Origin of the sequence: Nitratidesulfovibrio sp. SRB-5 (assembly GCF_019931275.1) — a bacterium.
GTDB lineage: Bacteria > Desulfobacterota > Desulfovibrionia > Desulfovibrionales > Desulfovibrionaceae > Cupidesulfovibrio.
This window is the reverse complement of record NZ_JAIOTY010000002.1, coordinates 1,195,977-1,222,218: the sequence shown is the minus strand read 5'-3', so window position 1 is coordinate 1,222,218 and position 26,242 is coordinate 1,195,977. Positions and strand designations below refer to the sequence as shown.

The following is a 26,242-nucleotide window of genomic DNA, read 5'->3' as shown; positions in this document are numbered from 1 at the left end:
GGGCCTTTGCAGGCCGGTGCGGACAACCTCGGGCCATCCGGCGATCTGCGGCGGAGTCCGGCGAGGTCCGGTGATATCCGGCGATATCCAGTGATGTCCGGCAAAGTCCGGTGCGCTTCGGCACTTCCGCACGGCGGAATCCGCACATTTTTCGTACGGCAGCCAGCGAACAGCGGCCAGCCGCCGCCCACACAGACGGCACAATCCCACAAGCCAACAGGACACCATACATCCATGCGCGCACGTCAGCAGCTGCTGGCCTCCCTTCAGGCCATCGTGAAGGACATGGGGCTTTCCTGGCCCGAAAAGGCCACCCTTGAACCGCCCCGCGACAAGTCGTTCGGAGACCTTGCCGCCAACATCGCCCTGGTGCTTTCCAAAGACGCGGGGGTTCCCCCGCGCGAGCTGGCCTCGCGCCTTGCCGGTGCCCTGCGCGATTCCGACCCGGCCATCGCCTCCGTGGACATCGCCGGGCCGGGCTTCCTGAACGTCACCTACTCGCCCGATTTCTGGCGCGAAACCGTGCTGCACGTTGAAGCCGCGGGCGACCGCTACGGCGCCACCACCGTGGGCGCGGGCCGCAAGGCGCAGGTGGAGTACGTGTCCGCCAACCCCACCGGGCCGCTGCACATCGGCCACGGGCGCGGAGCCGCCCTTGGCGATTGCCTGGCGCGCGTGCTGCGCTTTGCCGGGTACGACGTGACCACCGAATACTACATCAACGACGCCGGTCGGCAGATGCGCCTGCTGGGCCTTTCCGTCTGGCTGCGCGCGCTGGAGCTTTCCGGTCGTCCGTTCACCCTGCCCGAAGATTTCTATCGCGGCGACTACATCAAGGACATCGCCGCCGAGATGCTGGCCAAAGACCCCGGCCTTGTGGACCTGCCCGAAGCCGAGGGCCAGGACCGCTGCTTCGAATACGCCATGAGCTCCATCATGGACGGCATCAAGCAGGACCTCGCCGACTTCCGCGTGGAGCACCAGGTGTGGTTCTCCGAGCTTTCGCTGGTGCGCGAGGGCGCGGTGGAAAAGACCTTCGAGCGGCTGAAGGCCGCCGGCCTTGCCTTCGAGCAGGACGGCGCGCTGTGGTTCCGCACCACCACCCTCGGCGACGACAAGGACCGGGTGCTGCGCAAGTCCGACGGCACCCTGACCTACTTCGCCTCGGACATCGCCTACCATGACAACAAGTACGACCGGGGCTTCGACCTCGTGGTGGACATCTGGGGCGCCGACCATCACGGCTACGTGCCGCGCATGCGCGCCGCCGTGGCCGCGCTGGGCAAGCGGCCCGAGCAGTTCGACGTGATCCTGGTGCAACTGGTGAACCTGTTGCAGAACGGCGAGCAGATCGCCATGTCCACCCGCGCCGGGCAATTCGAGACCCTGCACGACGTGGTCAGGGAAGTGGGCGCCGACGCCGCGCGGTTCATGTTCCTTTCGCGCAAGAGCGACAGCCACCTCGACTTCGACCTGGAACTGGTGAAGCAGCGCTCCATGGACAACCCGGTGTACTACGTGCAGTACGCCCACGCCCGCGTGTGCGCGGTGCTGCGCAAGGCGGCGGAACGCTCCATCGTCCTGCCCGCGCGGCTGGACGCGGCGGCGCTGGCCCCGCTGACCCTGCCGGAGGAACTGGACCTGCTGCGCCTTGTGGACCGCATGCCCGACACCCTTTCCGCTGCCGCCGAAGGGCTGGCCCCGCACCACGTCAGCTTCTATCTGATGGAAGTGGCGGGCGCCCTGCACAGCTACTACGCCAAGGTGCCGGTGCTGAACGCCGCCGACGCGGAAACCATCGTGGCCCGCCTTGCCCTGCTGCGCGTCGTGGGCCAGGCCGTGGCCAACGGCCTGAACCTGCTTGGCGTCGAAGCGCCAGAGGCCATGTAGCGCGCCGCAGCGCGGGAACAAGGCATGGCAGCACCCAGACAAGGGCAGAACGGACCGGGCCCGCAAAACGGGCGTGGCGGCCAGGGGACGAAGGATGGCGGACGCAAGAAGGGCGTCTACACCATCAACGTCACCCTGCCCTCGCTCATTTCGGCGGGCATCGTGGCCATCATCGGCTTCGGCTGGGTGTTCGTGCTCGGGGTCATCGTGGGGCGCGGCTACAACCCGGAAGAACGCCTGGGCATAGACCGCATCATGCCCAAGCCCGCCGCCAACGCGAGCGCCGGGGCAAGCCCCACCCCCATGCCCGGCGGCGTGATCAAGCCGGAAGAGCTTCAGTTCATGGATTCGCTGCGCGCCAAGCCCGCCCCGGTTTCCGGCAACGCGGGGGTGTCGGTGAACGCTTCGGAAATCGTGGCCAAAAACGGGAAGAAGGACCAGAAGCCCGATACCAAGCCCGATACCAAGACTGACACGAAAGCGGACGCCAAAAAGGACACCAAGACCGCCAAGGCCGATACCAAGACGGATTCCAGGGCCGCCCAGAAGACCGAGGCCAAGCCCGATACCAAGGCGGACACCAAAAAGGACGCCCAAAAGGACACCAGAAAGACCGCGACGTCCACCGCCGCGCCGAAAGACGCCCGGGAGTCCAAGGATTCCAAGGACACCAAGGATACCAAGGCAACGGAGGCCAAGCCCGCCGACGGCGACCGCTTCGACTACGTGTACCAGGTGGCGGCCTACAAGGCGGCGGACCCCGCCAACGCCCTGAAGGCCAAGCTTGAGGCCTCCGGCATCAAGGTGCGCATGGATTCCTCGGTGGAAAACGGCGTATCGTGGTACCGCCTGAATGCGCTGTTCCGGGGCACGCCCGAGGACACGCGCCAGTTGCGCGCCGCGCTGTCCAAGCACGGCATCGACAAGGTCATCCTGCGCAGCAAGACGCCGGTTTCCCGATAGGGCAGCCTTGACGGCATGTTGCGACAGGACTACCTTGGCATGATGTAAAGGCGTCAGGATCGGACGAGACCACTCCCGCCCCCTGCCCGCAGCGCTTCAAACCGCCCGCGAATCACACGGGCCCGGCGCGGCCACCGCCGCGCCACCGGAAGAGGACAGCATGAGCACAGGCCCCGGCATACTCGCCCCCGTTACCGCCCTTGGCGCCGCAACCCTGCGCCTGCTGGGCGAGATGGGGGCCATGTTCCTGTTCCTGGCGGACGGCCTGCGCCTCATCTTCGCCTCGCCCAAGCAGATCCCCAAGATCCTGAACCAGGTGTTCGTCATCGGCTCCAAGTCGCTGTTCGTCATCCTGCTCATCGGGGTATTCACCGGCATGGTGCTGGGCCTGCAGGGGTACTACACGCTGGTCAAGTTCGGGTCCGAAGGGCTGCTGGGCGCCGCCGTGGCCCTTTCGCTGATCCGCGAGCTGGGGCCGGTGCTGACGGCCATCATGGTCACGGGCCGGGCGGGGTCGTCCATGGCCGCCGAAATCGGGGTCATGCGCATCACCGACCAGATCGACGCGCTGGACGTCATGGACATCAACCCCATGGCCTACCTGGTGGCCCCGCGCATCGCCGCCTCGCTGATTTCCTTCCCTTTGCTGACGGCCATTTTCGACGTGGTGGGCATCCTTGGCGGGTACGTCACCGGCGTAACCCTGCTGGGCATCAACGAGGGCGTGTACTTCTACCGCATCCAGACCAGCGTCGAGATGGCCGACATCACCGGCGGCTTCATGAAGTCTGTGCTGTTCGCCGTCATCGTGGCCACGGTAAGCTGCTACCAGGGCTATTTCACCCACATGCGCCGCGACGGCGTGGGGCCCGAGGGTGTCAGCAACTCCACCACTTCCGCCGTGGTCCTTTCGTGCGTGTTCGTGCTTGTGGCCGACTACGTGCTGACCTCGTTCCTGCTGTAAGAGGCCATGTCCATGCGCGCGACTACCGGATGGGACATACGGCTTGACGGCCTTGCGGTGGGCTACGGCGACCACGTGGTGCTGCGCGACGTGAACGCGCTGCTGCCCGCGGGCAAAATTTCCATGATCATCGGCGGCTCGGGCTGCGGCAAGTCCACCCTGCTGCGCCACGTGCTGGGCCTGCAACGCCCCATGGCGGGCACCCTTTCGGTGGGCGGACGCGACCTGTTCGCCCTTGCCGGGCGCGACTTTCGCAAGGTGCGGCGGCGCATGGGCGTGCTGTTCCAGGACGGGGCGCTGCTGGGTTCGCTGACGCTGGGCGACAACGTGGCCCTGCCCCTGCGCGAGCACACCGGCCTGCCCAAGGCCACCATCCGCCAGATCGTGCTGCACAAGCTGGCTCTGGTGGGCCTGGCCGACTACGCGGACTACTACCCCAACCAGCTTTCCGGCGGCATGCGCAAGCGCGCGGGCCTGGCGCGGGCCATCGTCATGGACCCGCCCATCCTGCTGTGCGACGAGCCCACATCGGGTCTGGACCCGGTCAACGCCGCGCGCATGGACCATCTGCTGCTGGACATGCAGGCCAATTTTCCCGGCATGACCATTGTTGTGGTCAGCCACGACCTGCGCAGCCTGGACGCCATCGCCGACTACGTGCTCATGCTGCACGACGGCACGGCGGCCTTCGCGGGGCCGGTGGATGCGCTGCGCGCGTCCAACGATCCGTACGTGCGCAGCTTTCTGGACCGGCGGGCCGACGAGGACCAGCGGGCCGAGGTATCGCTGGCGCCGGAGGTGCAGCAGGCCCTCGACGCCTGGCTGGACCGCTGACGCCTGGCGAAACCGCTGGCGTCTGGCAGAGCCGCTAACGCCTGGCAGAGCCGGTGACGCCTGGCCGCTGCGGCAGGCGCGACAAATACTGTCAACCAAAGCCCCCAACGGATACGGGAAGGGCAGCATGAAAAAGTATTCGCGAGAAACATCGGTCGGCATCTTCGTGCTTATCGGGCTGCTGTGCGTCGGCTACCTCACCATCAAGCTGGGGCGCATGGAACTGTTGTCCGACAAGGGCTACACCGTGCACGCCCGGTTCACCTCCATCACCGGCCTGCGCGTGGGGGCGGAGGTGGAAATCGCGGGCGTGCCCGTGGGGCGCGTGGCGGGCATCAACCTGGCGCCGGACAAGCCGGTGGCTGTGGTCAGCCTGCGCATGCGCGAAGGCGTGCACCTGACCGACGATGTCATCGCTTCGGTAAAGACCAGCGGCCTCATTGGCGACAAGTACATCAAGCTTTCGCCCGGCGGTTCTCCGGACCAGCTTGGCGAAGGCGACGAAATCACGGAAACCGAATCGGCAATCGACATCGAATCGCTGATCAGCAAGTACGTGTTCGGAGGAGTCTAGGCATGTTCATGCACGCTTTCCGGCGCGGGGCCCTTTTTGCCGCGCCGCTTTTCAAGACCCTGTCCTGCGGCCTGCTGTGCATCCTGCTCGGCTGGTCCGCCCCTGCCCTTGCCGCCGCAGACAGCGCGGGTGCCGCCCGCGAGGCCCTGAAGACCTCGGTGGACCGCATTCTCGACATCGTGAAGCAGCCGGGCTACACCGACCCCGCCCAGCGCCCCGCGCTCATGGACAAGGTGGAGAACGAAATCCGCCACATCTTCGATTTTCGCGAATTCTCGGCCCGCACCGTGGGCATGAACTGGCCCTCGTTCACTCCCGACCAGCAGGACCGCTTTGCCGAGGCGTTCGCCTCGTTGCTGCGGGCCACCTACCTTGAAAAGTTCGACGGCTACACCGGCCAGCAGGTGCTGTTCACCGGCGAGCTTGTCAGCGGCAAGGGCGACAAGGTCGAAGTGCAGACCACCGTGGTGATCAAGGACAAGCAGGTGCCCGTGGCCTACCGCATGCTCCAGAATCGCCAGCAGAACTGGGTGGTGTACGACGTGATCATCGAGGGCGTGAGCATGGTGAAGAACTACCGCACCCAGTTCCAGGACCTGCTGGAAAAGGGCACCGCCGACCAGCTCATCGAAAGGGTGCGGATCAAGGCCGACGAAGTGCGCAAGCAGCCTGCCCAATCGGGCCAATCGGGCCAGCCGGGCCAGCCCGGCAAGTAGTCCGCCGCACGAACAAGAACCCGCCTTCGGAGGAATGCACATGGCCGCAGGTTCGTTCCGCATCAACATCGCGCTGTGTACGGCGTGCCTTGCCTGTGCCCTGCTGCTGGCCCCGGCGGCCGCCAGAGCCGACACGCCCGACGAAGGCACGCCCCATGCCCCGCCCACGGTCACGGCGGACCTGGACGACTACGACACCAACAACGAAGACATGGTGGCCGATCCGCTGGAAGGCTGGAACCGCATGTGGTTCGCCGTCAACGACGTGCTGCTGCTCAAGGTCATCAAGCCGGCGCACCAGGGCTACGTGGCGGTGACGCCGGACGAACTGCGCAGCGGCGTCCGCAATTTCTTCCACAACATCGCCTTTCCCATCCGCTTCCTGAACTGCCTGTTGCAGGGCAAGCCCAGGGAGGCCGGTGTGGAAATGGGACGGTTCATCATCAATTCCACCGTGGGCATGGCCGGGTTCATCGACGTGGCCAAGAAGGACAAGCCCATCGTGGAACCGGACAAGGAAGACTTCGGCCAGACCCTGGGCGTATGGGGCGCGGGCGAAGGCTTCTACATCGTCTGGCCGCTGATCGGCCCCAGCACCCTGCGCGACAGCGTGGGCCTTGCGGGCGACTACTTCGCCGAACCGTTCGGCTACATGGTGGACGACGACCTGACCTACTTCTCTGCTCGCGCCTACGGCGAATTCAACAAGGCGGACGAGACCATCAACAGCTACGAAGCCGTGACCAAGAGCGCGGTGGAGCCGTACACCTCGGTGCGCAACGCCTACATCCAGATGCGCCGCGCCAAGGTGGCCAAGTAGTCAGGCAGGCGCCAATTCAATCCGCGAACGACAAAGGGAGGCCCCATGGGGCCTCCCTTTGTCGTTCGCGGGAATAGGGAATCGGCGTTCCTACTGCTTATCCGAAAAATGCAGATGGCGAGGAGACGACCCCACCTGCGCGACGCATAGGGCAAACCAGGATTTTTGTGCGCTGGCAAGGAAAACGCGCCTGCCATGGCGGGAGTATACTTTTCTGGTATTCGACCGTCATGGCAGGCGCTGTTTGATGATGCCAGCGTGCAAAACGACGGTTTGCCCTAGATGGGAGGGGCGATAACGACAACAACCCGCATCTCGGTCTTTGCCCGCACCCCGTGGGGCACGCGGATTTCCGAGACCAGCATGTCGCCCTGCCTGGCGGGGATGGCAGCGCCGTCCGCGCCCAGGAATTCGCCTTCGCCCTCGATGACGGTGATGGCCAGTTCGCCGTCGATGTCATGGCTGTGCACGGGCAGTTCCTGCCCGGCCCTGAAATTGAAATTGATGATCTTGAAGTTTTCCGAGTCGTGCACCAGGTTCATGGCGAACCCGGCGTCCTTGAAGGTGCGCATGTCGTCGAGACGGATGTGGCGCATGGTGGGCTCCTTTTCGTCGTGGTTCATTGTCGGCTTGGTTTGTAGCGGGCCTGGTTTGTAGCGGGCGGCGGTATGCGCCCGGTGCGGTCCTGTTGCGGGGCGGAGTGGTTGCCTCCGCCCTCGCCCATACAATAGGTTCTCCGTGCGGGCCATGCGTGACGCACATCACGGGTGATGGGCTTTTTCGCTTTTTTTTGCATCGACCCGGCGGATGACGCCCCGCCGCCACCCCGCCCGTTCCTGTACGTTCCCGTCTTTCCGTACGATCCGCCCCCCGGCTCGGCCCAACTCGGCCCAACGCATCACGGCTCGTCCCGCCTCCTTCGGCTCGGCTCTACCCGTCCGGCCTTGCCGGGCGCCGGGTTGACAGTCCGGTACGGGCAGGCTACCGCTGGCCTTTCCCTGAATCGGCGGCCCGTTGCCGCGCATCATGGCGGCGTGCCCAGGCAACGCCGCGCAAGGACAGTTTTCATGATCGTCGAAATTGGCTGCATCGTCGTGGGCGTGCCCGCAGGCTACCTGCTGCGCACGCGTCCCGCCGTTGTCGGCGCCGTGGACCGGCTGACCACCTGGTCCATTTACACGTTGCTGTTTCTGCTGGGCCTGTCGTTGGGGTCGGACGACGCGCTGGTGGCAAAGGCGGGCGACATCGGCCTGCGGGCCGTGGTCATCAGCATGGCGTCGCTGGCGGGCAGCGTGGCGGCTGGGTGGCTGCTGCAACATGTGCTGCTGCGCGGCGCCCTGGACGGCCCCGGTGCCGCCCACCCGGCCTCGCCGGACACGGGTGCGGCCACGCCATCAGCCACAACGCGCGCGGATGACCATTCGGAGAACCGGCCATGAAGGGCAGCCTGATCATTCTCGGCTTCTTCCTGTCCGGCGTGCTGCTGGGCAAGCTGGACATCATCCCCAGGGCCGACCAGGCGGGCGACCTGGCCTCGTGGGCGCTGTACATGCTGCTGTTCGTGGTGGGCATGGGCATCGGGTTCGATACCCGCTCGTTCCGCATCCTGCGCGAACTGCACGTGAAGGTGGCGCTGGTGCCGCTGTTCGTGGGCATCGGCACCCTTGGCGGCTCGCTGGCGGCGTGGGCCCTGCTGGGCGACATGCCCTTGCGCGACGTGCTGGGCGTGGGCGCGGGCTTTGGCTACTACAGCCTGTCCAGCATCATGATAACGAAAATGGGCGACGCGGCCCTCGGCTCCATGGCGCTCATCGCCAACATCTCGCGCGAGCTGGTCACCCTGCTGTCCGCCCCCCTGCTGGTGCGCCTGTTCGGCGGGCTGGCCCCGGTCATGGCGGGCGGGGCCACCAGCATGGACACCAGCCTGCCCATCATCGCCCGCTACGCCGGTGAGCGTTACGGCATCATCGCCGTATTCAGCGGCATGGTGCTGACCGTGGCCGTGCCCATCCTGGTGACGGCCATCTTCACCTGGCTGTAGGGATGCCCGCACGAGGCCGCGTGAATGCGCGCCCTCCCGGCGGGTCGCCCCTGCGAAGTGGTGACAAATGTGTCAATCAAGCCGCCAGGGGCTGGCGTTTCCTCACTCATTCATTGACAATTTGCCCACTTATACTCCAGAAAGGGAAGTCCGTCCGTCACACCAACCACATGTCCAGAGGAGAATCCGGGATGCTGAAGAAGATCGTCCTCACCCTTGCGGCCCTGCTGGTCACCGCCAACGTGGCCTTTGCCGAGAAGACCATTGTCGTTGCCCAGGACGCCACCTGGCCGCCCATGGAATTCGTTGACGCGAACAAGAACCTCGTCGGCTTCTCCGTCGATTACACCGACGCCATGGCCAAGGAAGCAGGCTTCAAGATAGTGCACAAGAACGTGGCCTGGGACGGCATCTTCGCCGGGCTCGAATCCGGCAGCTACGACGCCATCGTCTCCTCGGTGTCCATCACCGACGAACGCAAGAACGCCATGGACTTCACCGCCCCCTACTACGAAGTGCGCCAGGCCCTCGTGGTGCCCAAGACCACCAACGTCACCAAGCTGGACGAAATGAAGGGCAAGACCCTTGGCGGCCAGATCAGCACCACCGGCTACTTCACCATCAAGAAGACCGCCGGCGTCACCCCCAAGTCGTACGACGAAATCGGCCTGGCCATGGAAGACCTGTTCAACGGCCGCATCGACGGCGTGGTGTGCGACGACCCCGTTGCCGCCAGCTACGCCCTGCAGCAGGAACAGTACGCCGCCAAGATGAAGATCGCCTTCGTCATCGAAACCCAGGAAAAGGAATTCTACGGCATCGCCGTGAAGAAGGGGAACAAGGAAGTTCTGGACCTTCTGAACAAGGGCATCGCCGCCGTGAAGGCCAAGGGCATCGACAAGCAGCTCCGCGAAAAGTGGATCGGCCGCTAGCCGTGCCCGGCTAGATACTTGCGCACCATGGGGGACTGGCGGTATTACGCCGGTCCCCCGTTTTTCAACGCCAAAGCCTCAGAGACGCCATGACCAACGAACCCCAGAACGTCCGCATCGTCATCACCGACGGCGCGATCATACCGGACCCGAAGGAACGGCGGATCATAACCGCATGGTCCATCTCCTTCGTGGGCGCGCTGGCCGCGCTCGTCTACCTGTGCACGAGCAGGCCCGAACCCTACTGGCGGTTGCTGCAATTCCTGCCCGACGGCATTGCCGTCACCTTCAAGGTGACCGTGCTGTCCATCCTGTGCTCCATCCCCATCGGGCTCATCACCGGGCTTGGCCGCCTGTCGCGCAACCGGCTGATCAACCTGGTGGCCTCCACCTACGTGGAAGTGGTGCGGGGCATTCCCCTGCTGGTGCAGCTTTTCTACATCTACTACGCCCTTGGCCGGTTCCTGAAGGTGCCGGACCTGCTGGCCGCCATCATCGCCCTCAGCGTGTGCTACGGCGCCTACATGGGCGAGGTGTTCCGCGCGGGCATCGACTCCATCTCCAAGGGCCAGACCGAAGCCGCCCGCTCGCTGGGCTTCAACCGGGCGGAGACCATGTTCATGGTCATCCTGCCGCAGGCGTGGCGCACCATCCTGCCGCCGGTGGGCAACGAATTCATCGCCATGCTGAAGGACACCTCGCTGGTGTCCATCATCGCCGTGGCCGACATCCTGCGTCGCGGGCGCGAATTCGCCTCGGAGAGCTTCCTGTACTTCGAGACGTACACCATGGTCGCCCTCATCTACCTGTTGATCACGCTGTTCCTGTCCAAGGGCGTCAGCATCATGGAATCGAGGTTGAACTACTATGACCGCCGATAGCGTCGAACCCATCATCCGCATCAGCCACGCCTGGAAGTTCTTCGGCGAGCTGACGGCCCTCAACGACGTCAGCCTTGACGTGATGCCCGGCGAAAAGGTGGTCATCTGCGGTCCGTCCGGCTCGGGCAAGTCCACCCTGCTGCGCTCCATCAACCGGCTGGAAACGGTGGACAAGGGCACCATCATCGTGGACGGGCAGGACGTGAACTCGCCCGACAACGACATCAACAAGATCCGCCAGGAACTGGGCATGGTCTTCCAGAGCTTCAACCTCTTTCCGCACAAGACCGTGCTGCAGAACCTGACCATGGCCCCCATGCGGCTGCGCAAGACCCCGCGCGCCGAGGCGGAAAGCCGGGCGCTGGAACTGCTGAAGAAGGTGGGCATCAGCGACAAGGCCAACGTGTTTCCGGCCATGCTTTCGGGCGGGCAGCAGCAGCGCGTGGCCATTGCCCGCGCCCTGGCCATGAACCCCAAGATCATGCTGTTCGACGAACCCACCAGCGCGCTGGACCCGGAAATGATCGGCGAAGTGCTGGACGTCATGGTCACCCTGGCCCGCGAAGGCATGACCATGGTCTGCGTGACCCACGAAATGGGCTTTGCCCGCGAAGTGGCCGACCGCATCATCTTCATGGACCACGGCCAGGTGCTGGAAGAAAACGCGCCGCAGGATTTCTTCGGCGCGCCCAAGCACCCGCGCCTCCAGAAGTTCCTGAACCAGATTCTGTAGCGCGCCCGCCGCGCCGCAGGCAACGGGACGAATGCGAACGGGCCGCTCCACAAGGGGCGGCCCGTTTTTGCGTGCCTGCCGCATTGTCCGGCAGTCAGGGAATACCCGGCCTGATGGCTGGCCGCCAGACAAGGCTGCGCAATCTACCGGAGCGGAAATGCCACCGGGCCGGAACGTGGCCCCGGCCCGGATTACTCCGCAAAAACAGGAATGGTCCGCGATGACGGGCAGCGGCCCGCCTCAACGACCGGCGACGCGCAAGGCCTCGGCGCGGGCCAGCGCGAAGTCCACCTCCAGCGGCAGCAGGCAGAACCGCTCGCGCAGGGCATGAGCGTCGAGCAAAAAACGCCGGTAGTCGGCCTGCGTGCGCGGGCCGGAGCCCTCACGCACCGCCTGCCCCTTCAGGAAGGCCAGCCCCCGCCACAGGGCCGGGGTGCACGGCAGAAAGAAATCCGCGTCGTCGGTCTCGTTGTCCGTGCCCATATTCGCGCCCGACTTCAGGTACAGCAGCAGCGACAGCGCAAGGACGCCCACGCCCGCAACCCTGCGCGCCTCGTGCAGGCGAAAGGCCTCGCCCAATACCGCGTCCACGCTACCGGCAACGGGCAGCGCCCACAGCCCGGACAGCCACGGGCCAAGCTCGCCCATGCGCGGCGCAAGCCGCAACAGGCTGGCCAGCCCCGCCCCGAATCGGGTGCAGGTGATGCGCTTGGGCACGCTGCCCTCGATGCATTCGCGGTTCACGGCCATGCACAGGGCCCGGAAGTCTTCGGCAGACATGACCCCGCTGCCGCCCGGACCATAGGCCGCATCCAGCAGCGCGCGCGCCTCGGCCTCGCCCTGCCTGCGGCTGTTGATGAAGTCCACCCCGGAATGAACGTCGCGCCACTCGTCCACCTGCGCGGCATACCGCTCGAACATGCTGCCTCCGTGTGCCGTGAAAATCCGCCTGCCCGGCCCTGTTCCCATCCGCGCGACCGCCGCGCAAATCAGTTCGCGGGGCATTGCACCTTCGCCCTGCCCCGCATTGTCGCGTCGCCCACGCTGGATAACAAAAAAAACGTGCGTTCCCAAGGGATGCACCGGCATCAGGAACGCACGAAACGAGGGTACAGGGGACGGTCGCCGTTATGCGAGTCTTCGAGCATTGCCCTAGCCGTTAGGTGAGTGCAGCGAACCTTGCGGATAGGGACCGCAAAGCGCGGATACTGATCGCAACGCGCACAAGGCCCCCTGCCCGCCGGAGGCTTAAAAAAACGAAGATGGCTGCGGACGAACTGCTCCCGCAAGGCGACCGCTCCGCAGGAAGAAATGCAGTCCCTACTGCGACACCACGTGCAGCAGGGCCGCGCGCACCTCGTCCATCTGCTGCTCGTCGGTGATCTTCTGGCCGTACACCGTGCGCACCGAAAAACTGTCCGACGTGCGGTTGCCCAAGGTGGCGATCTTGGCGAACAGGATGTCCAGCTGCAACGCCTGCAACACCCGGGCGACATCATACAGCAGCGCGGGCCGGTCCGGCGCAAACACCTCCACCACGGTGTGGAAGTCCGACAACTCGTTGTCGATGCGCACCTCTGGCGGACGACGCACCGCATCCAGCAGCACACTGGGCACCTTGTGCTTCAGCGCGTTGGACGCGCGGGCCTGCTCCAGCCGGTAATCCAGCGACAGCTTGCCCGTCAGCGCGAAATGGACGGCCCCGCGCACCTTGCCCCAGAAATCCCTGGCATACAGCGGGTCCGGCGGCGCGGTAACATGAAAGATGTCCAGCACGGTGCCGTCGCTCCACACATAGGCATCGGCCCCGAACACGTTCAAACCGTGCAGCGAAAGCACCCCGGCAATGGTGGCGAACAGCCCGGACTGGTCGCGCGCGGCCACCAGCACCTCCCACAGCTCGCTGTCGCGCCCGCCGTGCAGCGGCCTGCCCTCCAGCACCACCACGCCCCGCTCGGCCCTGTCCTCGGGCAGGCGGCGGCGGGATTCGGCCACGTCGCGGTTCAGCTGATAGACCAGCGACATGTGCCGCACGATGTCTTCCGGCGGCATGGCCAGCAGATAGCGCGAGGGCATGGCATCCAGATACAGCCCCGCCGTTTCCAGCGTGTAGTGCAGCGCCGACTGCCGCTCGCGCACCAGGGCCCGCGCCATGTCGCGCGTGCGCGCGATGGCCTGGGCGGTCTGCGTGCCCGCAAGTTGCCCGTCGCGCAGCATGTTGGCCACCTTGCCGTGCAGTTCGTACAGCAGGCTGGCGGTCCAGCGGTTCCACGCCTTGTGGCCCGTGGCCATGGAATCGGCGTGGGTGAGCAGGTAGAGCATGTTCAGGCGGCGCAGGCTGCCCACGGTGCCCGCGCACTGGGCAACCACGGATTCATCGTTGAGGTCGCGGCGCTGGGCGGTGCGGATGAGCAGCAGGTGGTGCAGCACCAGAAAGACCACATCGTCGATGATCTCGGGCGGCGCGCCCCACTCGGACAACAGGCGCATGGCCATCTCGGCCCCCACCTCGGAATGGTGCGAGGCGTCGGCCCCGCCCTTGCCAAGGTCGTGCAGCAGTGCGGCCAGCAGCAGGCACAGCCTGTCGCGCGCGGCATCCGCGTCATGCCCGGACGGCTGCGCGGGCATGCGGGCGGCGCCTTCGCCCATGCCGGTCTGCCCTTCCGGAACGCTCAGACAACCGCCGCGCCAGAAGCCGGAAAACGGCTCGAAATCTTCACTTGCCAGCGATTCCAGCTGGCGGATAACGAACAGGGTGTGCATGCCCACGGGATAGGTGTGAAACCCGTCGAACTGCACCCGGTCGCGCGCTTCGGCATAGGCGGGCAGGATGGCGGGCAAAAGACCCGTCTCGTCCATGTGCCCCAGCACGGGAAACGCCTTGCCGGACCCCAGGATGCGCATCAGCGCCGCGCCCACCTCGGGCCCGGACAGGGCGCCCTCCTTGCCGGACAGGGCCTGTTGCAGCGCCTGCTCCATGGCCTTGCGGGTATTCCAGTCTGGGGCGGGGGCATCGGGACCGGGCCATTGGGCGGCACGCACGAAGGCGGAAAGGGCCAGGCCGGGGGTGACCACCGCCGGGTCGGGCAGGCAGATGTGCAGCGTGCCGCCCGCCATGACCACGGGGCCTTCCACCTCGGGACAGGGCTGGTCGGGATGCACCGGCCCGCCGGGGATGCCCCGGAAGGCGGCGGACAGGGCCTTGATGTGCGACATGCACCGGTGCAGGCGGCCCAGAAAGCATTCCACGGCCAGCAGGTTGCCGCATTCGCGAAAGCCGAGGCGCGCGGCGATTTCCGGTTGCAGGTCCAGGAACAGCTGGTCGTTCTTGCGGTGCGAAAGATGGTGCAGCAGGTTGCGCACGTCGTGCAGAAAGCCCACGCTTTCGCGCAGCAGGGCGGCATCGGACGCGGAAAACCCGGCCTGGGCCAGGATTTCCTCCACCGTGCCCGCCTCGTTGCGGATGCGGCCCAGCCACAGGATGCGGTGGTAGTCGCGCAGGCCGCCCAACCCTTCCTTCAGGTTGGGCTCCAGCAGCACGGCGCCGTCGCCGTGCGAGGCGCGCCTGCGTTCGTGCTCCTCGTCGTTCCATGACAGGAACGAGGCCCCCCGGCGCGGCAGCACCTTGTCGTTCAGGCGGTCCACCATCTCGCGGAACAGGGCCTCGTTGCCGGTAATCAGCCGCGCGTCCAGCAGGCTGGCCAGCACCTTGTGATCCTTGGCGGCCAGCTTCACGCAGTCGCCTATGGTGCGAAACCCGTGCCCAAGGGTGTAGCCCGCGTCCCACAGGGGCAGAAACAGCGGCTGGGCCAGGTCGATGGCCTGCGGCGGGATGGAACGACCGCACAGGATCAGGATGTCGATGTCCGACCCCAGGCACAGCTCCTCGCGGCCGTAGCCGCCCACGGCCACCAGGGCCACCTTGTCGTGGCCGCCGCGCAGTTCGGCGAAGCGAAGGCGAAAATAGTCGTCCAGCAGGCGGCTGTAGGCCCGCTCGAAACGCGACGCGCTCATGGACGAGAACGGGGGCGCGGTGTCGCGGCAGTACGCGTCGGGTCGGGCCGCGCAGGCATTTTCCTGCGGTGCCGCGTCCGTGGGGGGCAGGGAGGCGTCCAGGCCTTCGAGCAGCGCGGCGCGCCCTTCGCGCAGCACCGATGCGGCATCGCGCGGCGTGCCGGAACTGCCGGCGGGAGCGGAGGAAGATGGCCCGTGTGCCTGCGTCATGGAAGAATCGGGGGTGGCTGGAGGGTGGGTATGGACGGGCGGCGCCCCGTTCGCTGCCGAGGCGCCGCCCATGGATTGCTGTATGTTGCGGCTAGATGGCTTCCACGCCGGTTTCACCGGTACGGATGCGCAGCACGTCTTCCACCGGCGAGATGAAGATCTTGCCGTCGCCCACCTTGCCGGTGCGAGCGGCCTTGACCACCGCATCGACCAGCGGCTTCACCTGCGCGTCGTCGACGACGACTTCGATCTTGACCTTGGGCATGAAGTCCACCTGGTATTCGGCACCGCGGTACACTTCCTTGTGGCCGCGCTGGCGACCGAAGCCCTTTACTTCCGTGACGGTCATGCCCTTCACGTCGAGGCCAGCCAGCGTTTCCTTGACCTCGTCCAGCTTGAAGGGGCGGATGATGATCTCAAGTTTCTTCATGATGTCCATCCTGAAGCTCGGTTCGTGTTCAGGGAAGGGATGACCCCTTCCGCCTTGTAGGCGACAACGGCGGCAGCGGCAAGCTTAGAGCTGGTAACCCGTCTCGTTGTGCTCGCTGACGTCGAGGCCCGCGATCTCCGATTCCGTATCCGCGCGCAGGCCGACAAGGGCGTCAACCACATGGAAGAGGATGCGGCTGGCCACGTAGCAGAACAGCCAGGTGGCGACCACGGAGATGAACTGGATCCAGAGCTGCGAGGGGTTGCCTTCGAGCAGGCCGGAGGCGGTGTTCACGGCGCTGGTGGCGAAGATGCCGGTGGCCAGGGCGCCGAAGGTGCCGCCCACGCCGTGCACGCCCACCACGTCCAGGGCGTCGTCGTACTTGAAGACATGCTTCATCAGCACGCCGCCGTAGCACAGGGCGCCGCCGATGAGGCCCATGATGATGGCGGGCATGGGCGCCACGAAGCCAGCGGCGGGCGTGATGACCACAAGGCCGGCCACGGCGCCGGAAGCGGCACCAAGGGTGGTGGGCTTGCCGGTGTGCAGCCATTCTGCGGCCACCCAGCTGATGACGGCGGCAGCAGCGCACAGGTGCGTGGTGACGAAGGCGTTGGCGGCAAGGCCGTTGGCGGCAAGGGCGCTGCCAGCGTTGAAGCCGAACCAGCCGAACCACAGGATGCCCGCGCCAAGAACGGTCATGGGCAGGTTGTGGGGCACGAAGGGCTCGCGGCCATAACCATGGCGGCGGCCCAGCACATGGGCGGCGGCCAGGGCGGCGGCGGCGGAGCTCATGTGCACCACGGCGCCACCGGCAAAGTCAAGCGCGCCAAGGCCGAACATCCAGCCGCCACCCCACACCCAGTGGGCCATGGGGGCGTACACCACCACCAGCCACAGCACCGAGAACAGCAGCATGGCACGGAAGCGGATGCGTTCGGCGTAGGCGCCGGAAATGAGGGCCGGGGTGATCACAGCAAACATGCACTGGAACACCATGAACAGAAGGTGCGGGATGTTGGTGACCGATTCGCTGGGTTCCATGCCCACGCCGTTCAGGAAGGCGAAATCAAGCCCGCCGATGACCCCGCCGATGTCGGGGCCGAACGCCAGCGTGTAGCCGATGACCGCCCAGACGATGCTGGCCACGCCCAGAAGAATGAAGCTGTGCATGGTAGTGGACAGCACGTTGCGCGCACGCACGAGCCCCCCGTAGAACAGGGCGAGCCCCGGGGTCATGAACATGACCAGAGCGGAGCAGACCAGGATGAAGGCGGTATCCGCCGCGTTCATGTGAACCTCCTCGAAATGTTGACGTACACCCCCTGCCGGACCGAAAGGACAGGGGCAAACCCGAACGATGCCATGGTAAAGGCAAGGAGCGTGCCATTTGCTACAAAAAGGTCGCTTCCAATGAATTCGGCATATTGCGCAAATCAGGGTTTTTTATATTTTTCCATTTTGGTAACAGATGATGATCTTATAGTTTCTTTTTTGTAAAAATAGACATTTTTGCAGCACCCACTGAAAAAGCATCCCGCTCCGGTTTGCATGCCGCAACCATTGTGGTATGGCTTTTCGAACCGCCGTGCCCAACATCCGCCACGGATATGCCCAGGGCACGAAGCCGCCGCGCCGCGCAGGAGGCGCGGATCACCGCCAAGGCTCCTCGCTTTCGCGAGGCGGACCTTTTGAACCCCCTTCCGCAGGAGGCGGATACCCATGGATCGTACCGGCATCATCACCTTCAGAGGCACCCCCCTCACCCTCACCGGCACCCCGGTGGCCAAGGGCGACAAGGCCCCCGGCTTCTCCGCACTGGCCAACGACCTGTCCCCGCGCTCCCTGGCCGACTACGCGGGCAAGGTGCTGCTCATCTCTGCCGTGCCCTCGCTGGATACCGGCGTGTGCGACATGGAAACCCGGCGTTTCAACCAGGAAGCCACCCGCCTTGGTGCGGACGTGCGCATCCTGACCATCAGCTGCGACCTGCCGTTCGCCCAGGCCCGCTGGTGCGGCGCCGCTGGCGTGGACGCGCTGGAAACCCTGTCCGACCACCGCGACCTGTCCTTCGGCAGCGCCTACGGCGTGGTCATCAAGGAACTGCGCCTGCTGACCCGCGCCATTTTCGTGGTGGACCGGTCCGGAACGGTCACCTACACCGAAATCGTGCCCGAAGTGAGCCACGAGCCCAACTACGAGGCAGCCCTGGCCGCCGTACGCGCCGCCCTGTAGCGACCTGCGACGGGCCGACGCACGCCATCCCCCCCCGTCGGGGCATGCGCGCCGACGGGTTGGAGTGGCGCAGGACGCCCGAAAACAGGCTTTTTTACGAAAATGACAATGCGGTTTCGCCCACGCGAAACCGCATTGTTCTTTTGGCATGTTCCACGCCCTGTCCCCTGCCCCTGCCCCAGCCCTGCTCCGCACTGTCCCGAACTGCCCCGGACTGTCCGGCCCTGCCCCGCACTAGTCCACATTGTCCGACACTGTCCGACATTGTCCGACACTGTCCGGCGCGTGCAGGGGGCATTCCCTGTGACGCCAACTCGTTCGGGTTCATCAGGGGGCGTGCGGGTTCGTTCCGCTTCGCACGGGACCGGGCCGGGCCGGGGCGCATCCGCACCGTCCCCATCGCCGCGCAGACCGGACCGGCCCCGCCGACCTGCCAGCCTTGCACGGCGGCCCGGCCTGGGCTAGGCTGCGCACCTCGTCATGCCGTGCATCATTGCCGCGCCGCGCGCGGGCCGAACAAGGCACAGGCCGGATATCACCACGCCGCAGGAGCAGTCCGCATGTCCGCATCCCCGCTTACCCCCGACCAGGCCCGCGACCACCTTGTCGCCACCGTGCTGCGCCACCTGTCGCGCGATGCCGGGCGCCGCACCGAGGCCCTGGAGGATTTCCTGGCCGTAACCATGCCCGATATGGATGAACGGGGCACGCGGGTGCTGTCGGCCATGGTGCCCCGATTGCCCGAATCGTTGTATGGCAAGTGGGCCTCCATGTTCGTGGACCGCCTGCAGGAAACCGTGCCCCACGAACACCTGACGGCCCTGTGCGACGGCAGCGACGACAACGACGCCACCATCGCCCTGGTTTACGTGATGTTCATGGAATCGGAAAAGATGGAACGCCAGGTGGCGGAAGATCTGCACGCCCTTGGCCTCGCGCAGGGCGGCGAGAATGACCCCGGCGACGCGGGCGCACTGCTGGGCGCATACCTGCGCGCCCGGCTTACCGGGCGCGGGCAGGGGCCAACCCAGTAGGCGGGACATGCATCGGCGCCCAGGGCGCAGCCGCGCGCACGGGCCGCAGCCCGGCGCCGCAAACGCCAAGGGCCGCGCACATGCGCGGCCCCGCAATTTTTCGGCATGAATGCCGGGCACCGGCTGCTACTGCTTCTCGACCTTGAGCCCGTCGTCGGTGGCGGTGAGCAGATAGGTGCAGCCCCCGGTTTCGAGACAGTAGTCCGAACCGGGAAACAGCGTGGAGCGGGCGGTCCATTCGTCGTTGACGAACACGTCGCGCGCGCCGCCGCTTTCCTCGTAGCGCACCTGGGTTCCATCGGCCAGGATGACGAACTCCGCCTCGTGGATGACGGCGGGCAGGTCGGCTTCGGTATGGCTCATGGCAGGCCTCCTCACGGTTGCGGATGGCAGGACTGTGGCAGAAAACCAATCCTTTGACGTAATCACATGCTTACATCGTCCGGCACCGGACAACAACAGGAATATCCCGTGACGCCAGAACTTCAGGCCTCCGCTTCCGCCCCGGCAACCCCGACCGGTCTGACCGCTCTTGCGGTTGCGCCAGCCGCACCGATCTCCGCAGCTCCGGCTGCCCTGGCCGCCGCGCTGTCCCTGCCGGTATCCGGCGTTTCCGCCGTCATGGCCCTGCTGGACGAAGGGGCCACCATTCCCTTCATCGCCCGTTACCGCAAGGAAGCCACGGGCAGCCTGGACGAGGTGCAGGTGGCCGCCGTGCGCGATGCCCTGGAAAAGGCGCGCGAACTGGACAAGCGGCGGGCGGCGGTGCTGGCATCGCTGGAGGAACGCGGCCTGCTCACCCCGCAACTGGCGGGGGCAGTGGCCGGAGCATCCACCCTCACCGCGCTGGAGGACGTGTACCTGCCCTACCGGCCAAAGCGCGTCACCCGCGCGGAAAAGGCCCGGCGGCGCGGGCTGGCACCGCTGGCGGAAGCCCTGCGCACCGCGCGGCCCACGGCGGACGCCCTTGCGCTTGCCGCGCCCCATGTAACGTCCCATGCCACCCCGGAAGGCGCCGACCCGGAACTGGCCGTGCCCGATGTGCAGGCCGCCCTGGCCGGTGCCCGGGACATCCTGGCCGAAAACTGCGCGGAATCCGCCCCCCTGCGCGGCGCCCTGCGCGACCTGTTCGTGCGGCGCGCCGTGCTGCGCGCCAGGGCCGTGCCCGGCAAGGAGACGGAGGGCGCCACCTACGCCGACTGGTTCGGCCACGAGGAACGCGCCGCCGCCATGCCCTCGCACCGCCTGCTGGCCATGCTGCGCGGCGAGCGCGAAGGCTTTCTTTCCGTATCCGTGCGCCCCGACGACGCCGAGGCCCTGGACACCCTCCACCGCCGGGCGGGCATCGCCGCCCCCGGCACCGCCCCACGGCCCGAAACCGCCGCCGGGCAGGTGGAAGCGGCCCTTGCTGATGCCTGGAAGCGGCTGCTGGCCCCATCGCTGGAAAACGAACTGCGCACCGCCCTGCGCGAGCGGGCAGAGGCGCAGGCCATCGGGGTGTTTGCCGCCAACCTGCGCGAACTTATCATGGCCCCGCCCCTGGGCGGGCGCCGCGTGCTGGCGCTGGACCCCGGCTGGCGCACCGGATCCAAGCTGGTCTGCCTGGACGCGCAAGGCACCCTGCTGCACCACGAGGTCATCCACCCGCTTACGGGCGATGCCGGTGCGGAACGCGCCGCGCGCACCCTGCGCGACTGCTGCGCCAGGTACGCCATGGAGGTGGTGGCCGTGGGCAACGGCACCGCCGGGCGCGAGACGGAAGCCTTCGTGCGCAACGCGGGCCTGCCCGCCGGGGTGGACGTGGTGCTGGTGAACGAAACCGGGGCCTCGGTGTATTCCGCATCCGACGTGGCCCGCCGCGAATTTCCGGACCACGACCTGACCGTGCGCGGGGCCGTTTCCATCGGGCGGCGGCTGATGGACCCGCTGGCGGAACTGGTGAAGATCGACCCGCGTTCGCTGGGCGTTGGCCAGTACCAGCACGACGTGGACCAGGCCGCCCTGCGCCGCTCTCTGGACGAGGTGGTGGCCTCGTGCGTCAACGCAGTCGGGGTGGACGCCAATACCGCCAGCCCGGAACTGCTGGCCCATGTTTCCGGCATCGGCCCGGTGCTGGCGCGCAACATCGTGGCCCACCGGGCGGAAAACGGCCCCTTCCGCAGCCGCAGGGATCTGCTGAAGGTGCCGCGCCTCGGCCCCAAGGCCTTCGAGCAGGCGGCGGGCTTTCTGCGCGTGCGCGGCGACAACCCGCTGGACGCCAGCGCGGTGCACCCGGAACGCTACGCCCTTGTGGCCCGCATGGCGGCGGACCTCGGCTGCGCCCTGGCCGACCTGCTGCGCCGCGACGACCTGCGCGGGCGCATCCGACCCGAACAGTATGTTGCCGACGGCGTGGGCCTGCCCACGCTTGGCGACATACTGGCCGAACTGGCACGACCGGGGCGCGACCCGCGCCCGTCGTTCACCCCCTTCCGCTTCGCCGAAGGGGTGCATTCTCCCGACGACCTGGAGCCGGGCATGGTATTGCCGGGCATCGTCACCAACGTCACCGCCTTCGGGGCATTCGTGGACATAGGCGTGCACCGCGACGGGCTGGTGCATGTCAGCCAGCTGTCCGACCACTTCGTGCGCGACCCGGCGGAAGTGGTGGCCCCGGGGCGTACCGTGCGGGTGCGGGTGCTGGAGGTGGACCGGGCGCGCGGCAGGGTGAGCCTGGCCATGAAGGGCGTGGACCAGCAGTAGCCCGGCCCGGCGTGCATCGAGCATATGCAGCCCCGAATTCCTGCGGGTGAGGGACCCTTTTGCGGCAGCCGCAGGCGAGTCCCCCGGCCGTACGGATGGCGTCCGAAAACAGACCCGGCCAAAAGCAGAAACGCCCGCGCGTCAGCCATCGCGCGGGCGTTTTCCCGTATACCCGGGCGTCATGGCCGGCCCCCGCCCCGGGCGAGGGCAACCGGATCACCACGACGCTCCTACTTCTTTTTCTTCTTGCGCTTTTCGCGGGCCTCGGTGAACAGCTTGTCCTTCTTCTTTTCGAAGACCATGGTGGTGCGCAGCGCGGCAAGCCCCAGGGCCACCACGGACAGGATGAGAATCAGCCCCTTCTGCAACTGCCATTTCTGGGTGCTGATGAGGCCCGAGGCCCACGTGGCCCCGGCGCGTTCGCCATAGAACAGGGCCAGCGGCGCCGCCACCAGGATCAGCAGCAGCCCCACGATCTCCATCCACAAGAAGCTGCGCCAGAACAGCAGCATGAACAGCGTGGAATCGCGCACCATCCGCAGGAACTTCAGGCGCGATTCCAGGTCCTTCAGCCGATCTTCCTCGGCTTCGGCCACGGCATGGGCGCGCTTGAAGGTTTCCGCCACCTGCAGGTTCGTCTTCAGCGCCCAGTTCAGGCTGGCGGCGCACATGTTGTAGTTCTTGTTGAATTCCACAAGGATGCGCGGGAACGGGAACCATGCCGCCTCGTCGCGAATGTACATTAGCCGGGCCATGAAACCGTTGAAGCGCGTCTTCAGGTCCTTGGCCTCGCGCCCGATGCGCAACTGCATGTCCTTTTCCAGTTGCGAGCGCCCGTTGATCACCGTCTGGAACGGCACGAAGTTGCGTATCTCGGCCATGCGCACCAGATTGGTCACGCGCACGTCGGTCTGCACCGCAAAGGGATGTTCCTCGCTGAACCACGTGCCCAGTTCCGCCCGCAGGCGCGCCAGCCCCTGCTTTTCTTCCTCCACGCGGTTCTCCGCCTCGCTCCACGGCACGTGCAGCGCCGTAAGCAGGTGCAGGTGGCCGCGCTCCAGTTCCGGGTCCAGCAGCACCCGGTTGAACACGTTGGGATCCTGGCCGATCAGGGTCAGCAACTGTGCCGTGGCCTGCTCCACGAAGCCCATCTTCACATGGCACACCGCCTGCCGGTATTCGGCATCGGCCCACTGCGGACACAACCGCACCACCTGCCGGTACAGTTGGGTGGCGGGCTGGTACTTGCCCTGCACCTCGTGCAGGCGGGCCTGGAGAAAGATGTGCCAGCCCTGCTGCAACGCCGTGGGGGCCAGGGTTTCCGCTTCCTTCCACAGCGAGGCGGCGCGCAGGTGGTCGCCGCGCTCCAGGGCCACGAAGCCCAGCATGGTGCGGTTGCGGTAGTCACGCGGGTTCTTGATCTGGATCTGGGCCAGCTCGCGCTCCAGCGCCACCGGCTCGCCGTGGCGGATGGATTCCAGAACGCCCCACACCGGGTTGTCGTCCTTGGGGGCCAGCTCGTCGAGGCCTTTCGGATAGTCCTTGCCCCGCGCCAGCCACATGCGGCGTACCATGCGGTGCTGCCCGGCGCTGCCGATGTCGAACATGGCGCGGGTCATGATGCCTTCGGCCCCTTCGGAGGCCAGCAGCACGGCAACGCCTTCGCCGATGTCACCTGCAAGTTGCGCGTCGATGATCTGGAAGCCCTGGTTCAGGGTCTCGAAATCCAGCAGGGCCACGTCGCGCCACACGCTGGGGGTCAGGGTCTCCAGCTTGCGGCTGGGGCAGGCCGTGACCTCGTGGTTGCGCATGCCGCAGTAGAAGCAGCACGGGTTGTTGCCCGCCACCGCGCGGGTGGAAACCACCACCGGCAGCGCGCCCGCTTCCTGCCCGTCGTCGGCAAGGCCCACGTTGCACCAGTCGTCCATGCTGCTGTGCTCGACCGAAAAACGCACCTCGTGGATGGTGAATCCATCGCCCAGCAGGTAGGCGTTGCGAAAACTGGTGTGCGGGTAGTCGGGCACCAGCTGGTCCCAGTCCAGGGCGACCTTGCGGGGCAATTCATTATTGAAGTTCAGGCCCTTGCGATCCACGATGGCGCTGACGCACGGCCAGTAGCCGTCGGGGCGCTGTTCCTTCACCTCGCGCACGCGTTGCAAAAGGTCGCGGCACCACTGCCGGTACAGGCGCAGGTTTTCCAGCGGAAAGATAAGGAAGGATTCGTGCAGGATGTACTTGAACTTGTGGCGCTTGAGAATTTCCTCGATCTCGCCGAACATGGATCGCCAGCCCGCCTGAAATCCCTTGTCCAGGGGGTTGCCCAGGGGGCGCAGCACCGAGTACCATCCGGTGGTTGACTGGTACGGCAGGCGCGAATCGGCCCGCAGCATGGTCCATTCTGCGGGCACCATGCCGCGCAGGGCCGCCGCCTTCTCGAAGGACAGCCCCGGCACGCCGGTGCCCATCTCGCGGGCGCGGGGGTGCACCCACACCTGGAATTCCTGCGGGGCAATGAGTTCCTGCGTGGTCAGCACGTTTTCCAGCGACAGGGAAATCTCGCGCTTCATGCCCAGCAGCAGGCGCGCGGGCAACACCTGACCCGCCACGGGCAACGGGTTGAACTTGCCCCATATTTCCAGCCGCGCCAGCGCCAGGAACACGTCCGCCGAAAAGAAGAACCACAGCGACTGGTCACGTTCGGCGGCAATGGTCATGCCGCCATAGTCCTGCAGGGTCTGCGGCACGGCGGGATTGATGTCGCCCTGCCAGTTCAGCCACAGGGCAAGGCCCGCGGCGCTCATGCGCGATTCGCGGAACTCCGGCAGGCGGCGCAGCAACGATTGCAACTGGGGCATCCGGACCTCTGGATACGGCTAACCAGGGAACATCCCTGATACGGAGTGACGAATGGACGTTACCAAGGCCCTCGCGGACCTGAAGAAGGAACCGGGCTTCGCCGACAACGTCGGCATGGTGCTGGTGCACAACGGCGTGGTGCGCGGCTGGTCGCGCAAGGACAAGAACAACGTGGTCGCCATCAGGGTAACCCCCGACCGCGAGCGCATCAATGAAATATGCCGCGAACTGTCGGCGCGTCCGGGCATCTTCCGCATCCTGGCCGACGCCGTGGAGGGCGAACTGGCCCCCGGCGACGACGTGCTGTTCCTGGTCGTGGCGGGCGACATCCGCGAAAACGTCAAGGCCGTGTTCGCCGAACTGCTCGACCGCATCAAGGCCGAGGCGGTGACCAAGGAAGAAATCTTCGGCTGACGCCACGGGACGCACGGCCCCGCCGCAGACCCTTTCGCCCCGGTGGCCGTGCCGCCGGGGCATTTTTTTCTCCTTGCGCCAAAGGCACAGCAAATTCCATTCCTTTCCACGCCATTCGGGCCGGGGCACGATTGCGGCGGCAAGGTATGCCGGATTTTCCGGAGTTTTGCCACGTGCGGGCTGGCGCCGCCCGGCACGCACGGCCCTGACGTGCGTGAACGGGCGCACTACTCACTCCAGCCCGATACCCCATCCCGTGGCGCGCGCCCCTCTTGCACTTTTTCCGCGTATAGATTTTTATATATCCATGCGCCGCACACTTCTTGCCCGCATGCTCCGCGCCGGGCTTCTGGCCCTGCCCCTGCTGTTTCCGCCGCTGCTGGCGGACACGGGCGGTTTTGCCTGCCGGGCCGGGGAAACATTCGGCGATGCGCGGGCCGTGGTGCTTCGCGTGCCGGACGGCGACACGCTGGTCGTGGACATTCCCGGCTACCCGCCGGTGGCGGGCCGGGCCATCAGCGTGCGCATTGCCGGGTGCGACACCCCGGAAAAGCGCGACCCGCGCGCGGAACTGCGCGAACTTTCACGCCGCGCCCGCGAACTGACCCTGCACATGGCCGCGCCGGGCAGCACCGTGACCCTGCGCAACCTGCGCCGCGACAAGTACTTCCGCCTGCTGGCCGATGTGGAGGCCGACGGCGGCGACATCGCCTCCGCGCTCATCGAACGCGGGCTGGCCAAGCCCTACGAGGGTGGCCGCAAGGAGTGGTGAGGTTGCGGGACCGGCCCGCATCTTCCTTGTGCGCCTTCTCCCCCTCTTTCCCTTCCCCTGCTTCTCAGCCCCCCTGCTCCATCAACGCAAAAGGCCCCGCCGAAGCGGGGCCCTTGTGTGTGTACCTTTCGGCAGGCAGGCAAAGGGGAGGCGTACCTGCATCCGCGCGCGGCAGTATTTCCGGCTT

At 66.4% G+C, this 26,242-nt stretch carries 24 protein-coding genes; 17 read left to right on the top strand and 7 right to left on the bottom strand.

Annotation, left to right across the window (positions count from 1 at the left end; all coding sequences use genetic code 11):
- Positions 1-234: 234 nt before the first annotated feature.
- The 7 genes from argS to K6142_RS12425 all read left to right on the top strand — a co-directional run bounded on the left by argS (position 235) and on the right by K6142_RS12425 (position 6,761).
- Positions 235-1,890: an arginine--tRNA ligase gene (gene argS / locus K6142_RS12455; protein WP_190244862.1), complete on the top strand. Its 1,656-nt coding sequence runs from the start codon at positions 235-237 to the stop codon at positions 1,888-1,890.
- A gap of 24 nt (positions 1,891-1,914) precedes the next feature.
- On the top strand, positions 1,915-2,853 hold the full coding sequence (locus K6142_RS12450) for an SPOR domain-containing protein (RefSeq protein ID WP_190244861.1): 939 nt from the start codon (positions 1,915-1,917) through the stop codon (positions 2,851-2,853).
- Between the two features lie 160 nt (positions 2,854-3,013).
- The gene (locus K6142_RS12445; protein ID WP_012612000.1) at positions 3,014-3,817 is read left to right on the top strand and encodes an MlaE family ABC transporter permease; all 804 of its coding nucleotides are present in this window, start codon (positions 3,014-3,016) and stop codon (positions 3,815-3,817) included.
- A gap of 12 nt (positions 3,818-3,829) precedes the next feature.
- Positions 3,830-4,651, top strand: a complete 822-nt coding sequence (locus K6142_RS12440; RefSeq protein WP_190244860.1) for an ABC transporter ATP-binding protein — start codon at positions 3,830-3,832, stop codon at positions 4,649-4,651.
- Between the two features lie 127 nt (positions 4,652-4,778).
- Positions 4,779-5,225, top strand: coding sequence for an outer membrane lipid asymmetry maintenance protein MlaD (gene mlaD / locus K6142_RS12435; protein WP_012612002.1), 447 nt, complete (start codon positions 4,779-4,781; stop codon positions 5,223-5,225).
- 2 nt (positions 5,226-5,227) lie between these two features.
- The gene (locus K6142_RS12430) at positions 5,228-5,941 is read left to right on the top strand and encodes an ABC transporter substrate-binding protein (RefSeq protein WP_190244859.1); all 714 of its coding nucleotides are present in this window, start codon (positions 5,228-5,230) and stop codon (positions 5,939-5,941) included.
- 40 nt (positions 5,942-5,981) lie between these two features.
- Positions 5,982-6,761 (top strand): VacJ family lipoprotein, encoded by a 780-nt coding sequence (locus tag K6142_RS12425; protein ID WP_190244858.1) that lies wholly within the window; start codon positions 5,982-5,984, stop codon positions 6,759-6,761.
- Between the two features lie 278 nt (positions 6,762-7,039).
- Here the strand turns inward: K6142_RS12425 and K6142_RS12420 are convergent, their stop codons facing one another.
- A complete protein-coding gene (locus K6142_RS12420; protein ID WP_190244857.1) occupies positions 7,040-7,357 on the bottom strand; it encodes a cupin domain-containing protein in 318 nt (105 codons plus the stop codon).
- A gap of 471 nt (positions 7,358-7,828) precedes the next feature.
- Between K6142_RS12420 and K6142_RS12415 the strand changes: the two genes are divergently transcribed.
- From K6142_RS12415 to K6142_RS12395, 5 genes are all read left to right on the top strand, one after another.
- A complete protein-coding gene (locus tag K6142_RS12415; protein ID WP_190244856.1) occupies positions 7,829-8,200 on the top strand; it encodes a LysO family transporter in 372 nt (123 codons plus the stop codon).
- A complete protein-coding gene (locus K6142_RS12410) occupies positions 8,197-8,802 on the top strand; it encodes a lysine exporter LysO family protein (protein WP_190244855.1) in 606 nt (201 codons plus the stop codon). Before K6142_RS12415 ends, K6142_RS12410 begins: the two co-directional genes overlap by 4 nt.
- Positions 8,803-8,993: 191 nt before the next feature.
- Positions 8,994-9,734: a basic amino acid ABC transporter substrate-binding protein gene (locus K6142_RS12405; protein WP_190244854.1), complete on the top strand. Its 741-nt coding sequence runs from the start codon at positions 8,994-8,996 to the stop codon at positions 9,732-9,734.
- 89 nt (positions 9,735-9,823) lie between these two features.
- Complete coding sequence (locus tag K6142_RS12400) at positions 9,824-10,615, top strand: amino acid ABC transporter permease (protein WP_190244853.1); 792 nt, start codon at positions 9,824-9,826, stop codon at positions 10,613-10,615.
- Complete coding sequence (locus tag K6142_RS12395) at positions 10,602-11,348, top strand: amino acid ABC transporter ATP-binding protein (RefSeq protein ID WP_012612010.1); 747 nt, start codon at positions 10,602-10,604, stop codon at positions 11,346-11,348. Before K6142_RS12400 ends, K6142_RS12395 begins: the two co-directional genes overlap by 14 nt.
- A gap of 240 nt (positions 11,349-11,588) precedes the next feature.
- On the opposite strand, the gene K6142_RS12390 is transcribed toward K6142_RS12395, so the two are convergent.
- From K6142_RS12390 to K6142_RS12375, 4 genes are all read right to left on the bottom strand, one after another.
- On the bottom strand, positions 11,589-12,269 hold the full coding sequence (locus tag K6142_RS12390; protein WP_190244852.1) for a hypothetical protein: 681 nt from the start codon (positions 12,267-12,269) through the stop codon (positions 11,589-11,591).
- Positions 12,270-12,668: 399 nt separating this feature from the next.
- Positions 12,669-15,572, bottom strand: a complete 2,904-nt coding sequence (locus tag K6142_RS12385; RefSeq protein ID WP_190244851.1) for a bifunctional uridylyltransferase/uridylyl-removing protein GlnD — start codon at positions 15,570-15,572, stop codon at positions 12,669-12,671.
- Positions 15,573-15,663: 91 nt separating this feature from the next.
- Positions 15,664-16,002, bottom strand: coding sequence for a P-II family nitrogen regulator (locus tag K6142_RS12380; RefSeq protein WP_012612013.1), 339 nt, complete (start codon positions 16,000-16,002; stop codon positions 15,664-15,666).
- Between the two features lie 84 nt (positions 16,003-16,086).
- Positions 16,087-17,295, bottom strand: coding sequence for an ammonium transporter (locus K6142_RS12375; RefSeq protein ID WP_190244850.1), 1,209 nt, complete (start codon positions 17,293-17,295; stop codon positions 16,087-16,089).
- 429 nt (positions 17,296-17,724) lie between these two features.
- Between K6142_RS12375 and tpx the strand changes: the two genes are divergently transcribed.
- Together tpx and K6142_RS12365 are read left to right on the top strand one after the other, a co-directional pair.
- On the top strand, positions 17,725-18,237 hold the full coding sequence (gene tpx, locus K6142_RS12370; protein ID WP_190244849.1) for a thiol peroxidase: 513 nt from the start codon (positions 17,725-17,727) through the stop codon (positions 18,235-18,237).
- 560 nt (positions 18,238-18,797) lie between these two features.
- A complete protein-coding gene (locus tag K6142_RS12365; RefSeq protein ID WP_190244848.1) occupies positions 18,798-19,271 on the top strand; it encodes a hypothetical protein in 474 nt (157 codons plus the stop codon).
- 126 nt (positions 19,272-19,397) lie between these two features.
- On the opposite strand, the gene K6142_RS12360 is transcribed toward K6142_RS12365, so the two are convergent.
- Complete coding sequence (locus K6142_RS12360; RefSeq protein WP_012612017.1) at positions 19,398-19,634, bottom strand: hypothetical protein; 237 nt, start codon at positions 19,632-19,634, stop codon at positions 19,398-19,400.
- Positions 19,635-19,793: 159 nt separating this feature from the next.
- On the opposite strand from K6142_RS12360, the gene K6142_RS12355 reads away from it, so the two are divergent.
- A complete protein-coding gene (locus K6142_RS12355; RefSeq protein WP_263284405.1) occupies positions 19,794-22,013 on the top strand; it encodes a Tex family protein in 2,220 nt (739 codons plus the stop codon).
- Between the two features lie 230 nt (positions 22,014-22,243).
- Here K6142_RS12355 and K6142_RS12350 read toward each other — a convergent pair whose 3' ends face one another.
- A complete protein-coding gene (locus K6142_RS12350) occupies positions 22,244-24,868 on the bottom strand; it encodes a tetratricopeptide repeat protein (protein WP_190245511.1) in 2,625 nt (874 codons plus the stop codon).
- Positions 24,869-24,920: 52 nt separating this feature from the next.
- Here K6142_RS12350 and K6142_RS12345 point away from each other — a divergent pair, with 52 nt between their 5' ends.
- Positions 24,921-25,283: a molybdenum cofactor biosynthesis protein MoaE gene (locus K6142_RS12345; RefSeq protein WP_190245510.1), complete on the top strand. Its 363-nt coding sequence runs from the start codon at positions 24,921-24,923 to the stop codon at positions 25,281-25,283.
- Between the two features lie 307 nt (positions 25,284-25,590).
- On the top strand, positions 25,591-26,055 hold the full coding sequence (locus K6142_RS12340) for a thermonuclease family protein (protein ID WP_223290417.1): 465 nt from the start codon (positions 25,591-25,593) through the stop codon (positions 26,053-26,055).
- Positions 26,056-26,242 lie beyond the last annotated feature (187 nt).

What these genes read in the sequence shown, in the direction of transcription:
- argS (WP_190244862.1), top strand. Translation starts at nt 235, where the DNA reads ATGCGCGCACGTCAGCAGCTGCTGGCCTCCCTTCAGGCCATCGTGAAG.
- K6142_RS12450 (WP_190244861.1), top strand. Translation starts at nt 1,915, where the DNA reads ATGGCAGCACCCAGACAAGGGCAGAACGGACCGGGCCCGCAAAACGGG.
- K6142_RS12445 (WP_012612000.1), top strand. Translation starts at nt 3,014, where the DNA reads ATGAGCACAGGCCCCGGCATACTCGCCCCCGTTACCGCCCTTGGCGCC.
- K6142_RS12440 (WP_190244860.1), top strand. Translation starts at nt 3,830, where the DNA reads ATGCGCGCGACTACCGGATGGGACATACGGCTTGACGGCCTTGCGGTG.
- mlaD (WP_012612002.1), top strand. Translation starts at nt 4,779, where the DNA reads ATGAAAAAGTATTCGCGAGAAACATCGGTCGGCATCTTCGTGCTTATC.
- K6142_RS12430 (WP_190244859.1), top strand. Translation starts at nt 5,228, where the DNA reads ATGTTCATGCACGCTTTCCGGCGCGGGGCCCTTTTTGCCGCGCCGCTT.
- K6142_RS12425 (WP_190244858.1), top strand. Translation starts at nt 5,982, where the DNA reads ATGGCCGCAGGTTCGTTCCGCATCAACATCGCGCTGTGTACGGCGTGC.
- K6142_RS12420 (WP_190244857.1), bottom strand. Translation starts at nt 7,357, where the DNA reads ATGCGCCACATCCGTCTCGACGACATGCGCACCTTCAAGGACGCCGGG.
- K6142_RS12415 (WP_190244856.1), top strand. Translation starts at nt 7,829, where the DNA reads ATGATCGTCGAAATTGGCTGCATCGTCGTGGGCGTGCCCGCAGGCTAC.
- K6142_RS12410 (WP_190244855.1), top strand. Translation starts at nt 8,197, where the DNA reads ATGAAGGGCAGCCTGATCATTCTCGGCTTCTTCCTGTCCGGCGTGCTG.
- K6142_RS12405 (WP_190244854.1), top strand. Translation starts at nt 8,994, where the DNA reads ATGCTGAAGAAGATCGTCCTCACCCTTGCGGCCCTGCTGGTCACCGCC.
- K6142_RS12400 (WP_190244853.1), top strand. Translation starts at nt 9,824, where the DNA reads ATGACCAACGAACCCCAGAACGTCCGCATCGTCATCACCGACGGCGCG.
- K6142_RS12395 (WP_012612010.1), top strand. Translation starts at nt 10,602, where the DNA reads ATGACCGCCGATAGCGTCGAACCCATCATCCGCATCAGCCACGCCTGG.
- K6142_RS12390 (WP_190244852.1), bottom strand. Translation starts at nt 12,269, where the DNA reads ATGTTCGAGCGGTATGCCGCGCAGGTGGACGAGTGGCGCGACGTTCAT.
- K6142_RS12385 (WP_190244851.1), bottom strand. Translation starts at nt 15,572, where the DNA reads ATGACGCAGGCACACGGGCCATCTTCCTCCGCTCCCGCCGGCAGTTCC.
- K6142_RS12380 (WP_012612013.1), bottom strand. Translation starts at nt 16,002, where the DNA reads ATGAAGAAACTTGAGATCATCATCCGCCCCTTCAAGCTGGACGAGGTC.
- K6142_RS12375 (WP_190244850.1), bottom strand. Translation starts at nt 17,295, where the DNA reads ATGAACGCGGCGGATACCGCCTTCATCCTGGTCTGCTCCGCTCTGGTC.
- tpx (WP_190244849.1), top strand. Translation starts at nt 17,725, where the DNA reads ATGGATCGTACCGGCATCATCACCTTCAGAGGCACCCCCCTCACCCTC.
- K6142_RS12365 (WP_190244848.1), top strand. Translation starts at nt 18,798, where the DNA reads ATGTCCGCATCCCCGCTTACCCCCGACCAGGCCCGCGACCACCTTGTC.
- K6142_RS12360 (WP_012612017.1), bottom strand. Translation starts at nt 19,634, where the DNA reads ATGAGCCATACCGAAGCCGACCTGCCCGCCGTCATCCACGAGGCGGAG.
- K6142_RS12350 (WP_190245511.1), bottom strand. Translation starts at nt 24,868, where the DNA reads ATGCCCCAGTTGCAATCGTTGCTGCGCCGCCTGCCGGAGTTCCGCGAA.
- K6142_RS12345 (WP_190245510.1), top strand. Translation starts at nt 24,921, where the DNA reads ATGGACGTTACCAAGGCCCTCGCGGACCTGAAGAAGGAACCGGGCTTC.
- K6142_RS12340 (WP_223290417.1), top strand. Translation starts at nt 25,591, where the DNA reads ATGCGCCGCACACTTCTTGCCCGCATGCTCCGCGCCGGGCTTCTGGCC.